Source organism: symbiont of Argiope bruennichi, from assembly GCF_051094275.1.
Classification (GTDB): Bacteria; Bacillota_I; Bacilli_A; order Mycoplasmatales; family SG1.
The window spans coordinates 201,207-214,252 of record NZ_CP070274.1 but is presented as its reverse complement, the minus strand read 5'-3'; the positions used below and the strand labels follow the sequence as shown (position 1 = coordinate 214,252).

The 13,046-nt window shown below is 25.9% G+C and carries 14 protein-coding genes and 1 tRNA gene; 1 reads left to right on the top strand and 14 read right to left on the bottom strand.

Annotation, left to right across the window (positions count from 1 at the left end):
• Positions 1–2 precede the first annotated feature (2 nt).
• Complete coding sequence (locus JTY60_RS01100) at positions 3–2,300, bottom strand: class I tRNA ligase family protein (RefSeq protein WP_434414812.1); 2,298 nt, start codon at positions 2,298–2,300, stop codon at positions 3–5.
• Positions 2,301–2,344: 44 nt separating this feature from the next.
• Between JTY60_RS01100 and JTY60_RS01095 the strand changes: the two genes are divergently transcribed.
• Positions 2,345–2,551, top strand: coding sequence for a hypothetical protein (locus JTY60_RS01095; RefSeq protein ID WP_434414811.1), 207 nt, complete (start codon positions 2,345–2,347; stop codon positions 2,549–2,551).
• Positions 2,552–2,693: 142 nt separating this feature from the next.
• Here JTY60_RS01095 and JTY60_RS01090 read toward each other — a convergent pair whose 3' ends face one another.
• The 13 genes from JTY60_RS01090 to rpoA all read right to left on the bottom strand — a co-directional run bounded on the left by JTY60_RS01090 (position 2,694) and on the right by rpoA (position 13,046).
• The gene (locus tag JTY60_RS01090) at positions 2,694–4,115 is read right to left on the bottom strand and encodes an MATE family efflux transporter (RefSeq protein WP_434414810.1); all 1,422 of its coding nucleotides are present in this window, start codon (positions 4,113–4,115) and stop codon (positions 2,694–2,696) included.
• A 103-nt stretch (positions 4,116–4,218) separates the two neighbouring features.
• Entirely contained in the window at positions 4,219–5,235 is a 1,017-nt protein-coding gene (locus JTY60_RS01085; RefSeq protein WP_434414809.1) for an ABC transporter permease, read from the bottom strand.
• 8 nt (positions 5,236–5,243) lie between these two features.
• Positions 5,244–6,284, bottom strand: a complete 1,041-nt coding sequence (locus JTY60_RS01080) for an ABC transporter ATP-binding protein (RefSeq protein ID WP_434414808.1) — start codon at positions 6,282–6,284, stop codon at positions 5,244–5,246.
• 15 nt (positions 6,285–6,299) lie between these two features.
• Positions 6,300–7,241, bottom strand: coding sequence for a hypothetical protein (locus tag JTY60_RS01075; protein WP_434414807.1), 942 nt, complete (start codon positions 7,239–7,241; stop codon positions 6,300–6,302).
• 152 nt (positions 7,242–7,393) lie between these two features.
• Positions 7,394–7,467 (bottom strand) — tRNA-Ile (locus tag JTY60_RS01070).
• Positions 7,468–7,472: 5 nt separating this feature from the next.
• Positions 7,473–7,880 carry a 30S ribosomal protein S9 gene (rpsI, locus tag JTY60_RS01065; RefSeq protein ID WP_434414806.1) on the bottom strand — a complete coding sequence of 136 codons (408 nt, stop codon included), beginning with the start codon at positions 7,878–7,880 and terminating at the stop codon, positions 7,473–7,475.
• 5 nt (positions 7,881–7,885) lie between these two features.
• Positions 7,886–8,320 (bottom strand): 50S ribosomal protein L13, encoded by a 435-nt coding sequence (gene rplM, locus JTY60_RS01060; RefSeq protein ID WP_434414805.1) that lies wholly within the window; start codon positions 8,318–8,320, stop codon positions 7,886–7,888.
• Positions 8,321–8,347: 27 nt separating this feature from the next.
• Positions 8,348–9,139, bottom strand: coding sequence for a histidinol-phosphatase (locus JTY60_RS01055; protein ID WP_434414804.1), 792 nt, complete (start codon positions 9,137–9,139; stop codon positions 8,348–8,350).
• Between the two features lies 1 nt (position 9,140).
• Positions 9,141–10,049 (bottom strand): energy-coupling factor transporter transmembrane component T family protein, encoded by a 909-nt coding sequence (locus JTY60_RS01050; protein ID WP_434414803.1) that lies wholly within the window; start codon positions 10,047–10,049, stop codon positions 9,141–9,143.
• A complete protein-coding gene (locus JTY60_RS01045; protein WP_434414802.1) occupies positions 10,042–10,911 on the bottom strand; it encodes an energy-coupling factor transporter ATPase in 870 nt (289 codons plus the stop codon). The genes JTY60_RS01050 and JTY60_RS01045 overlap by 8 nt, the downstream gene beginning before the upstream one ends.
• Positions 10,899–11,729, bottom strand: coding sequence for an energy-coupling factor transporter ATPase (locus JTY60_RS01040; protein ID WP_434414801.1), 831 nt, complete (start codon positions 11,727–11,729; stop codon positions 10,899–10,901). The genes JTY60_RS01045 and JTY60_RS01040 overlap by 13 nt, the downstream gene beginning before the upstream one ends.
• On the bottom strand, positions 11,719–12,087 hold the full coding sequence (gene rplQ / locus JTY60_RS01035) for a 50S ribosomal protein L17 (RefSeq protein ID WP_434414800.1): 369 nt from the start codon (positions 12,085–12,087) through the stop codon (positions 11,719–11,721). Before rplQ ends, JTY60_RS01040 begins: the two co-directional genes overlap by 11 nt.
• Positions 12,088–12,089: 2 nt before the next feature.
• Entirely contained in the window at positions 12,090–13,046 is a 957-nt protein-coding gene (gene rpoA / locus JTY60_RS01030) for a DNA-directed RNA polymerase subunit alpha (RefSeq protein WP_434414799.1), read from the bottom strand.

Sequence of the window (13,046 nt, the reverse complement as noted above, 5' to 3'; positions counted from 1 at the left end):
GTTTATATTGTGATAATATTAACTAAATCTTTGCGAATTTTTTTAATATTTTTTGCCTTACTTAAACTTTCTTGTACAACTTTTTTCAACGTTAATTTTTTTAATTCAAAAAGAAGGTTTTTCTCATCTAATTCTTCTTGAATTTCAATAATTTGTTTAAATTTCCCGTTAATTTGAATAATTAATTTTATTATTTTTTCATCTTTTATATCAATTTTGTAAAGTGTTGGTCAATTCTCTAAATGAATAAATTTACTAAAATGATAATCAAATAATTCTAAGGAAATAAAAGGAAATAAGGGATAGATAGAAATTAAAAATTTTTTTAATAACTCTTTCGTTATTTTTTCCTGCTTTTTAATTTTTTTTAAAAAAACCATCACATTACTAATCGAAACATTAAATTTTAATTTTAAAAAATTTTTTTCCAATGAAGCTAAATAAAAATTAAAATCTTTTTTAATATTTAAATCATCCCCATCGCAAAATTTAATGTCTTTAAAAAATAAAAATAAATTATTTTTCAAAAAGTTTTCCATTGGTTCTAAATTATTATTTTCTCAAACGGCACTATCAAACAATGAAGATAAAAAAAATAAGTATCCTCTTAAGGTATCTGCTCCATAAATTTGTGATAGTTCATTTGGTGAAACCACTTCGCCTTTAGACTTTGACATTTTTTTGTGATCTTTTGTCAGAATAAGTCCTTGATTGTAAAGATAGTCAAAAGGCTCTTTAGACCCAACAATATTTTCATCATATAAAAAATGATGTCAAAATCTACTATAAAGCAAGTGTAAAACAGCATGCTCTTTTCCACCAACATAAATGTCTACAGGAAGCCAGCGATCAAAAATTTTTTTTGCCTTATGAGAATTTAAATCAATTAATTTATGAGAATTTTCGTTTTTTAGTAAGTATCCAAGATAATATCAGCAGCTTCCGGCTCACTGAGGCATAACATTATCATCTCATTTTGCTGAAATTTTATTAAAAACTTCTCAATTTTTAATTCCTTTTAATGGGGGAAAATTTTTATATATTTCTTTTATATCGATATTTTTTACAATCTCAATTGGTAAGTCTTGGCAGTCAAATAAATGTATTTTTTCATTTTTATAATAAACTGGGAATGGTTCTCCTCAATATCTTTGCCTTGAAAAAATTCAGTCATTTAGTTTATATCGAACAACTAATTTGCCACAAAAAGAAATATTTGCATCTAACTTTTCTTTTTTAGAAATTTTTTCTTTTTCACAAATTAGTTTGGCAAATTTTGAATAATTTTGATTGTAAGCAAAACAAGAGTTGTTGTTTAATACCGAAAAAAATATTGGAATTTTTTCTAAAGTTATCGGATGATAAAAATGAAAATTAGATTTTAAAAAAACATTGTTGTTTTCGCAATATACAGCACCCAAATTGCTAATTTTTTGAATTTCTAATTTTAAGTTTTCGTCAAACAAATCATTTTTAAATAAAAAATTTGTAATTTCACTATCAACATCTGCAATAATTAGATCGATTCTATTTGTTTTTTCAAACTGATCAAAATAAACTGAAAAGAAAGCGTCTTTTTCTACAAGCAATAACTTTAATAATAAAGTTTCTTGTTTGCCAATTCAATTTTTTTGTAATTCTTTAATTTCTTTTGGTCAATTTAAAAAATTTAAGTTAGAAAGCAATGAATTTGCTTTACTTTTTAAATCAATGACCCATTGATTAGTCTTAATTCTTGTTATTGGAAAATTACCTCTTTCAGATAGTGGTACTCCATTCTCATAAATTATTTCTTCATTTGCTAAAACAGTATTTAATTTTTCACAAAAATTAACATAGGTTTCTTTTTTGAAAGCGTAATTTTTTTTAATTAATTGTAAAAAAATTCACTGAGTTCACTTGTAGTATTCTTTGTCGCTTGTTCTTATTTCATTAGAAAAATGATATCAAAGACCTAAGTCTAAAAGCTGTTTCTTAAAATTTTTAATATTTTTTTCAACATAAAGTGCTGGGTCAATATTTTCTTTTAATGCGGCTTGCTCTGCTGGGAGTCCAAAAGAATCTCATCCCATTGGATGAAAAACAGCATAGCCTTTTAAATGATAATATCTAGATAGTAAGTCTGTAGCAAAATAACCTTTAAGATGGCCTACATGTAACCCACTACCAGAAGGATAAGGAAACATATCCAAAATATATTTTTTTTTCTTGCTTAAATCATCTTTAAACTGATAAAAATTTAAAGATTTTAGCCTGTTTAATCACTTTTTTTCAATATCTGAAAAGAAATTTTTTTTCATTAATACAATAATTTTATTATTTTTTTATCTTTTTAAAACATATCTTGAATAAAAATAATATCCAATTCAAAAAAAATAATTGTAAAAATGTCTATTGAAAAGAATATTATTTTTGAAAATATTTTTACTTTCCAACTTTTGATTACATGTTAGTTTATGCAAGAGATATTTTTACTTATAAAAAAGGTAATGTTTCTTTTACAGCAAAAGAAAGTTGAAAAAGAAACAAACGTGAAAATAAAAAAGAATAAAAAGTTTATTTTCAGAATTTGATCCTAAGTTTTTTAAAGAAATTAAAAAAAACAAACAATAATTAAGACTGATAAAGTTTTATTAATTAAAAAAAATTGTGAATATTTAAATAATATGGATTGAAAAAATAATTGAAAAATTTTAATAGTTAATATTTGTTAAATTTTTTAATCATTTCTTTTTATAATACATTTTTGTTGTAATAAAGGTTTTAAAGGAAATTACTAAATAAACAATAACATAAATACTAATAAAACTTAAGTTTATTACCTCAATTGAAGTTAAGTAACACAAAGCAATATTTAATGTAGATACAATAAAAATTGAATATGTCCCATCCATTAACAAAATAGATTTGGTATCCCCTCCAAGTCTTATGGTAAAAAAGTGACAATATGCAGCACTAAATAAGGGAAGACATAAACCATCAATAATTAAAAGACAAATAATATCTATTTTTACTTGATGTGATACCTTAGAAAATAGGACAAAAGCAACAAAAGGTGAAGAAATTATTAGAATTGAACCCATACAAATTGCAATATAAAAGCCAATTTTGTTTAATTTGAGGGAATTGGAAAACGCCTCATCTAATTTATTTTCTCCCAGTTTTATTCCTACCAAGGTACTTATTCCCCCGCTTATTCCAAAAATGGCTGCAAATGCTAAGTCAATAATGGTAAAAGAAATTTGAACTGACTGGATAATTTGATCATTATGTTTTAATAATGTAAAAGAAAAAATTTGTAAAAGAATTGAAGTTGATCATAAAACTTCATTTAAAGTAAAAATTCAAGTCCTTCTATTGACATCAATTAAAGTTTTTTTTGTAAATCCAAAAATATTTCAAAGTTGGTAATTAAATTCAAATTTTTTGTAATTTATAATAAATAAAAGCATTAAGAATTCTAAAACTCTGACAACAATATTGGTATAACTTATGCCTAAAATACCAAGATTGAAAATATAAACCAAAACTAATGAAAGACAAACTTTAACAATTAAATTTCATACACTAACATAAAAAGGAATGTTTAATCTTTTTGTATCCCTTAAAGTTCAGTGAATTGCAAAACTTAAAGCAACAAATCCATAAGATATTGAATTTAAAAATAAGTATTTTCTTGCATGCGGTAAAACATTTGATGGATCGTTGTTGTGTAGAGTCAAATTAATTAAAAAATTTGTTGCAGAAAAAATTAAAAGTAAGTAAAAAAGATAAAAAAGAATGGAGATAAAAATTCGATAACGAATCACATATCTCATTTCTTTAAATTTTTTAGCGCCAAAAAATTGCGTTACAAAGATTCCTGTTCCATTTAGTAAGCCAATTAAAATTGAAAAATAAACATAAAAAATTGCATTTACTGAACCAATTGCCTGAATATTTGTGGCGGCATCATTTGTATTTCCCACTAATAAAGTGTCAATGATGGTAATGGCAACTTCAATAAATGACTGAAAAGCTACTGGCAGAATGGCAAAAAGTGCCTTTTTAAAAAAAGGCATGGTAATTTTGGTATCTATTTTTGAAGATAATTTTTTTTTGTAAAAAAAAGACATGTAATTATTAAAAAAAACCAGTTTCCTGGTTTTTTTAGAAAAAACAAAAATTTGTTTTTTTTATTATAAATTTTAAATAAAAAAGAAAAAATTTACTAAGAGTTTACTGAAAGTCTTTTATTTTAAGAACAAAATAAGTAGTATAAATCATTAATGATGAGAAAAAAATATAGAAAACATATAAATAAATGGCGTTTATAAAATCTGTTCACCCAGTAATTTCAATATCACTACCTTTAGTTCTAATTAATGCATATTGAATAATTCCAAATCGAGAAAATAATCCAGGATCACCCATTTCAAGTTTTGTTCCTGATTTATGGCTAAATCCATTTAAGGCAAAAACAAACATATTGCCAAATTGATAACCAAGATTAAAAAATGATAAGAAATAATAATTGTTCTGCTCTTCTAAAATTGTTCTTTTTAAAGAAAAAGAAATTTTTCTTACATCTTCATTATATGCGTTCGAAAGATCTGGAATAATAAAAAAAGGGACAACAACATTGAAAAAAACAATAAAAATAACCACAATTGAGGCAAAAATAATTAATGATTTTGTAGAAATAAAAAGGGAAATTAAAATAAAAATTGATGAAAAAATAATTTGAAAAATTATTAAGAAAAAAATAATAAAAAATAAATTTCTTAAAAAATAAATAATAATTTCCAAAGAATTGAAATAAATTAAAGAAAAACCGGCGCTATAAAATAAGATTGAGAGAATATAGATTCCACCAATGGTTTGAAATGCAAAATATTTTTCCAATAACAAAGAATTTTTTGTAATGGGTTTGGAAATAATAACTAAAAATGTTCCGTCATCTATTTCATCTCTAAAAATTTGCGTTGCTTTAATAGCTAAAAAAATTAAATAAAAAATACAAACATTGATCACAAAAAAAGTTACTTCAAAAACATTTGAAAATATTTCTAATTGTTTTTCTACTGTTATTGAATAAACTTTATTGGTAAAAAGTATTAATCCAGAAGTAACTAAAAAAGAAATTACAACAAAAGCAAGGGTACTTCAACTGTAAAAAACTTTTTTAAATGTATAAGCAAAAATAGGAAATTTATTTAATAGAATAAATTTTTCTTTTTTTATTTTGGCGGTCATATCTCATCCTATCTAAAATCTTTTTTTTCTAAGACCTCGTTGTAGAAAAATTGTAAGTTTTTTCGATAATGCACAAATTTTTCAATAACAATATTATTTTTTAAGAGTTGTTCTTGTAAAATGTATTTTTGATGTTCGTTTAAAATTTTTACAATAATTTCCTCTTCTTCAACATGAAATAAATAATTTTTATTTTGTAAAAGTTTGATGGTTTTATTAATATCTGAAGTAAAAAGGCTGTATGCGTTGGTTTCAATACCAATTACTGAATTAACTGGTCCTGTAAATAAAATTTCGCCATATTTTATAATGGTTATTTCATCAACTATGTCATTTAACTCTGCTAAAACATGGGAGGAAATAAAAATTGTTTTTCCTTGCTCTTTAAGTTTTACCAACTCATCATATAAAAATTTTCTTGTGCTTGGATCTAAGTTTTCTGCTGGTTCATCTAAAATTAAAAACTTTGGATCATTAATTAAAGCTTGTGCTAACAAAATTTTTTTTTGCATTCCAGAAGAAAAGTTTAATGGAGATTTTTTTTTAAATTTTAATAAATCTAATTGTTTTAAAATATCTGTAGCAATTTTTTTTGCTTCTTCAACTTTTTTTCCACTCAAAACTCCCATAACAACCAAGTATTCGTAACAAGAAGTGTTTTTTGGAAATCTTGCAGATTCTGGAATGTAACCAATTGTTTTTTTGGCATTTACAGAACTATGATCAACCCCAAAAAGATCAATTGTTCCAAAACTTAAGTTAATAGCAGTAATAATTGACTTAATAATTGTTGTTTTACCACTACCATTGGGTCCCAAAAAACCATGAATTACTCCTTTAGATACAGTAAAAGAGGCATTTTTTACCGCAACAAAGTTATTAAATATTTTTGTTACATTATTAACTCTCAAAGAATGTTTAGAATTTAAAATTTTTTCTTCTAGCACTTCATCTGAAAAAAATTTATTATCAGGTTTGTCTCTTAGAGCCTTTAAGGAAGAATTAATTTTATTTTTTAAATTTTTAAAGGGTTTTTTGTTTATTTTCATGTTCTCTAACTAAATTTAAATTTTGTTTCTTATGTAATTTATTGTTGGATAATATAAAATAATTGCAAAAATTAAAGAAAATGCTCCAACAATTATTGGTATAGGTGCTAATTCATCTTCTCCGTTTGGATTGTCAAACGTGAAGTGTGCATCCTGCCCGCCAGCTTCGCCAGCACCACTCTCTAATTCAGTGAAATTAGATAAATTGCTATAAACTGGTAGGGAAATACCTGGACTTTCTCGATCTAAATCAAGGCGATAAATATTTCCGGCACTGTTATCCAAAGCATTTAGCCCATATTTAGAAAAAAGTTCTATGTCATCGCTACCTTGTTTGATAAATGGTAAGCTAGTGTATTCTTCTTGATCTAGATGAATAAAAAAATTAAAATTGCCAATATTTTTGCTAAGAGTAAAATTTTTTGTAAAAGTTGGTCAATTTTCTTTTTTAAAGTTCTCATCATCATCTTTGTGATTATCCAAGTTGTTAATAAAACTTTGTGGTAAAGCCAGAGGGACATTGGCTAAAATTTCTCCCTTATATCATGGAAGAGACTCATCTCCTTTTGGAAGAATATAAAAAATAACAGACATTGAAGAAGTTCTTTTAAAATTTTTTGTTCTTGCCAAAATATCAGAAATTCCAGAAATATAATGAATAAAACTTTCTTTTATATTAGCTCCGGTGTGGTAAAATCCTGGGGTGTTGTCGCTTTCATTAGGTGGAGTTTGTGAAATTTTATCAAATTTTGAAAAGTCGCTTGCTGTCTGTTCAGTTAATATTTCAAAAAACCTGTAATAACTAAAAGTAAAAGTTAAATTTTCTTTTTTATATTCCAATGAGATTGCAGCATCATTAGGGTCATTGTCATAATGAAAAGCACATGCTAAAAGAAGCGGAATTGATAATAAAGAAAAAAAAGGAAAAAGGGTTTTTTTAATAATTTTTTTATTCATAACTAGCTCAAAATTTATAATTAATTTACAAATTCTTTATTATTTTAAAAAATTAGTTAGATAAAAAAATTATCAAGAAAAAGAAAAAATAAAATAAAAAAAACTTTTATCTAAAATACCTAAAATATTTTACATAAAAGTTTGATAAAAAATGGTGGGATTAGATGGAATCAAACCATCGTTTCACCCTTATCAGGGGTGCGTTCTATCACTAAACTATAATCCCAAGAATTATCTTTTAGAAAATTGAGGAGCTTTTCTAGCTTTTTTTAGACCATATTTTTTACGTTCTTTTTTTCTAGAATCTCTAGTTAATAATTTAAACTCTTTCAGTTTATGCCTATTTTCTTCATTTAAAGTAACTAAATATTTAGATAATGCAAGGGAAATTGCACTAGCCTGGGAAGAAAAACCACCACCCTGAACATTACAAAAAAATTCTTTGTGATTTTTTATATTTAAAACTTCAAAGGGTAAATAAACTCTTTTAACTAGTAAATCATGAGGAAAATATTCAGAAACCTTTTTATTGTTTACAATCAAAAGATTATTTTCTTTTTCTCTTAAAAAAATTCTTGCAACAGAATTTTTTCTTTTACCAACAAAAATTTTAGAATTTTTTATTAATTTTTCTTCCATTTAATTTATAAAACCTTAATAGCCTCAGGGTTTTGAGCAATATGTTTGTGTTCACTACCTTTATAAACAAAAAGATTTGAAATTTGTTTTCTTCCAAGTCTGTTATGTGGTAGCATCCCTTTAATTGCTAAATAAACCATACGGTCGCTTTTTTCTTGAAGCATTTTTGATGCTTTTGTTTCTCTTAACCCGCCAGGATATCTAGAGTGATGATAATATATTTTTGTATTTAATTTATTTCCTGAAAGATTAACTTTATCAGTGTTTGTGATCACTAAAAAATCACCACAATCTAAATAGTGGCAAAAATTTGCTTTATTTTTACCTCTTAAAATATTAGCTGCAAAAACAGATAATTTTCCAAGAATCAAATTAGAAGCGTCAATTAAATATCATTTTTTAGGGAGATCTTTTTTTTTTGTTACTGTAGTTTGATTCATAAAATTTTATTACAAAGTTATTATAAATTATTTTAATTTAATTTTATCAACAATTTTTAAATTCAATTTTTTGCAAAAGTCAAAAACTAAATCTTGAAATTTTTCATTTGACAACATTTCTTTTCAGTGGGCGTCAATATTGATAATGCAGGGATGATTGTAAGTTGAAAATAATTTTCAAAAATTATAGTTTGGATACTTTCAACTATGATAATTGTTGGGATCACTTACCATATTCAAACCATTAATATTAACCTCTAATAAAACATTGTTTTTAATTGCTGCTTCAATGAGTCTTTTTGACTGAATTAAGGCATTTTCATCAAATTCTTTGTATGAAAGCATAAATAAATCTGGATGTGCTAAAATCGAAAAAAGTCCCGATTCCATGCCCTTAATTGCTTGATCGACATAAGCCTTAAGTTTTTCTGGGCTTTTTATGGTTATTCCATAATATTGTTCATCCAAAATTTGATTTTCAAAGTGATTTCCTAAAATTAAGTAATCAACATCTTTGTTTTGATAAAGTTTTTCATATCAAGATTTTTCATCTTCTAAGTACTCTGTTTCAAATCCCGTTAAAATCGTAATTTTATCAGAGTACTTTTGTTTTAATGCTTTCATTTCAGAAATATATGCAAAAACTTCGTCGTTATGCAATCTTTGGCCAGCATCATTTTTCCCAAAATAACCAACATGTTCAGAAATTCCAAAAATTTGATAGTTGTTTTTAATTGCCTCTAAAATCATTTCTTCTGCGGTATTAAATGCATGTCTACATCAAAGAGTATGTGCGTGATAATTATTTTTTAATTTCATTTTAAAGAATTGGTTCTCCTAAATGTAAGTTATCAAATCATTTTAAAAAATAAAATGGTGAATTAGCGCTTTTAAAAGATAAGTTGGTACAAATAATTAAAGCAAAAAAACAAGAAAAAAATAAAAGACAAAAAATATCTCTTGTGGTAATTTTTAATTGACGATACCTAGTTCTTGAAGCATAGGGATCATATCCTCTAGCTTCCATAGCATTCGCTAAATCATCAGCTTTTCGGAATGAAGAAATAAAAATTGGAATAACAAGTGACGTTAGGGCTTTAAATTTTTCTCTAATTCTGCCGTTTTTAAAGTCAACACCACGACTAGCTTGAGAATTGGAAATAACAATTGTTTCTTCAAAAAGTGATGGAATGAAACGAAGCGAAATGGAAATAATCATTGCAACTTGATGAACTGGAAATTTAATATACTTTAAATATTTCATAAGTGACTCAAGACCCAAAGTTAATTCTACAGGAGTTGACGTTGAACTTAAAATAACCGTAAAAGTCATCATTAAAAAAATTCTTCAAATAATGTATAAAGTTCTTCAAATTGACTGAAGATGAAATTTAAAATTGCCAATATTAAAACTTTTATCAAGTCAATCATCAGAAGTAGTAAAATGAAGCCCTTTATGATTGAATTCTGAGGCAAAAACTGTTACCAAAAGTAAAAAAACCATCATTGGATAAATTGGTTTTAACATATTAAAAATAAGATTAAAACGTAATTTTGAAAAATAAAAAACAACTAAAGCAAAAATTGTTAAATAAATATAACCTTCAATTCCTGAATAGATAAAAACAAGCGCCATGATAAACACCAATGACAAAAGCTTAATTCTGACATCTAATCGATGAATAAAGGAATTATTTGGAACATATACGCCAACCGTAAACTTATTCATTTATCACCTTTTTACTAACAATAAATTTCGCTAGTTGGTCGACAGTTTTAATGGTTTTCAATTCGTTAATCGGATGATATTTTTTTAATAATTTTATGGCTCTAAAAACATATGGCAAAGTTAAATTGTTTTCTTTTAATAATTCATCGTTATTGAATAAATCAAATGGTTCGCCTTCATAACTAATTTTTCCATTTTTCATAACATAAACATAATTTGCAATTTGATAAACTTCATCCATATCATGTGAAATAAAAATAATCGTTTTTTTCTCGTTTAAAACGAGTTTTAAAAATAAATCTTGAAAATAAGCTTTACCTTCTGGATCAAGTCCTGCAGTTGGTTCATCAAAAATTAATATTTTTGGGTCAAATGATAAAATTCCTGCAATCGCTACGCGTCTTTTTTGCCCGCCAGAAAGGGAAAAAGGACTTTTTTTTAAGTACTCGTCTGATAGACCTACTAACTCTAAGTAGTATTTAGCTTTATTCAAGGCAACATCTTTTTTCATTCCAAAATTCAATGGTCCAAAAATAATGTCTTTCTCAACCGTCTCACAAAATAGTTGAGACTCGGGAAATTGAAAGGCAATCCCAATGTTTTTTCTAATTTCTTTGATGTTTTTTATTTTTCTTGCTTTTTTGATCACAAAAGTGTTGTCGATATCAACTTGTCCTTGGTCTGGAATTAAAATTCCATTAAAAAGTTGAATTAAAGTGCTTTTACCACTGCCTCCAGTGCCAACAATGGCAACAATTGAATTTTCATTAATTTTAAAAGAAACATCTTCAACAGCGCGAACTTCGTATTCAGTTTTTTTATTGTAAAAATATGAAAGATTTTTCCCGGCTAAGATTGGCATATTTTTAACACTAACTCGTCAAAATTCTTATAATTTTTTTCAAAAGTAAAATTGTGTTTTTCCAAATAACGTTGTAAAACTAGTGAAGGCGGTAAAGATAATTTAAAAGTTTTTAGAAGTTCTTGATTTCTAAAAACATCATCTGGAATTCCTTCAAGAACCTTTTCACCATTATTTAACACAATAACTCAATCACCTTTGTATGCCTCATCCATGTTGTGGGTTATGGAAATAATTGTTTTATTGTGGTCATTTTTAAGTTTTAAAATGACATTTAACAAGTCTTCGGTTCCTTTTGGATCTAACATACTTGTTGCTTCATCTAAAATTATTAAGTCACTGTCAAGAGCAACAATCCCAGCAATCGCAACTTTTTGCTTTTCCCCACCACTTAAAGAACTTGGTACCTTATTTAAAAGATTTTTTATTCCCAAAAGACTGGCGCTTCTTTGTAAGTTATCAATAATTTTTTCTCGAGAAAAACAATGATTTTCCATACCAAAAACAATATCGTCTAAAACTGTGCTCCCAATAAATTGATTGTCTGGATTTTGAAAAACAATTCCAATATTTTTTGTCAAATTTCGATGATTTGCAAATAAATCGTAATTATTAAAAAAAATTGAACCAGATAATGGTTCAAAAAGACCAGAAATTAATTTTGAAAGCGTGCTCTTACCACTTCCATTGTGGCCAATAATAGTAACATATGAATTTCTTTTAATTTTAAAAGAAATATTGTTTAGGGCAAGAGTGGAAGATTTTTGATATTTATAACACAAATTATTTACTTCTAGCAAAATATCATTATTTTTCATCTACAAAAGATAATTTAACGTATAAGGTGTTATCCCCTTTTCTGTGATAAAGTTTCGTAATTCTTGTGTAACCGCCAGGTCTGTTTTGATATTTTACGGCAAAGTTATCAAAAAATTTTTGATGTAAAAGTTTTTTTTTGGGATCATCGTAAGAAATTAAATTTTTTTTAATGTATCGAATATTTGAAAGATTTTTTTCTTTAGCAATGGTAATTAGTTTTTCAACTTTTTGTTGAACTAATCTGGCTCTTTTGTAAGTTGTTATTAGCTTTTCGTGAAAAACAAAGTCTGAAAGCTGATTTTTTAAATTTCTCTCTCAAAAATCTTTATGTTTCTTTGGCTGATTAATATATGACATAACTAAAATTTAATGCCTCGATTGTTAATTGCATTGACAATATCATTAAATGATTTTTCACCCAAATTTTTTAAGGTTTTTAATCTGTTTTTTCCCATGTCAATAATTTCATAAACGTATTGAATTCCAATTGCTTTTAAGCAATTATAACAACGTACCGGCAAATTTAATTCTTCAATTTTTTTATCTAAATGGATGTTTCTTTGAGGGGTTTTAATATTTAAAGTAATATCTTCTAGTTTAATATTTTCAGAAACACTTCCGATTTCATGAAAATAATATTCTAAAGTTCTCGCAACAAATCCAATAATTTGATCACAATAAACTGATCCGTTGGTTTCAAAATTTAAAATTAATTTTTCTCTTTCTTGTTGATCGCTAGATTTTATGGTATCAATAACATAATTTGCATTTTGAACACAACCAAAAGCAGAATCAAAAACAATCGCGTTCGGATCTTCAATATATTCTAAATTTTGTTTATCATCGCAATATCCTTTACCACTGCGAATATAAATTTTAATTTTTAAAACATCTTTTTTAGTAGCAGTAGCAATTAAAAAATTTTTATTTAAAATTTCAATTCCTTCAGGACATTCAATATCTTTTGCCAATATTTTTCCAATATCATGAGTTTTTAAGGTTAAAAAACACTCTTTTTCATTAAAAGTAAAAACATTTGGCACTTTTATTACCAAACTTTTCAGTCTTAAAATAATATCGGTAACTGAATCGTGGATTCCTTTGATTGTTGAAAATTCATGAGAAACACCCTCAATTACGGCAGCATAGGTAGAAACTCCCGGAACGTGAGAAAGCATTACTCTTCTCATGGCGTTGCCAAGGGTTACTGAAAAGCCTCTTTCAAGAGGTTCTACTGAAAGTTGATATGTAATTGGATCGTCAGATATTTGAGCGGTTTTTATCTTAATCTTTTCAAATTTTAAAAAATCGGTCAT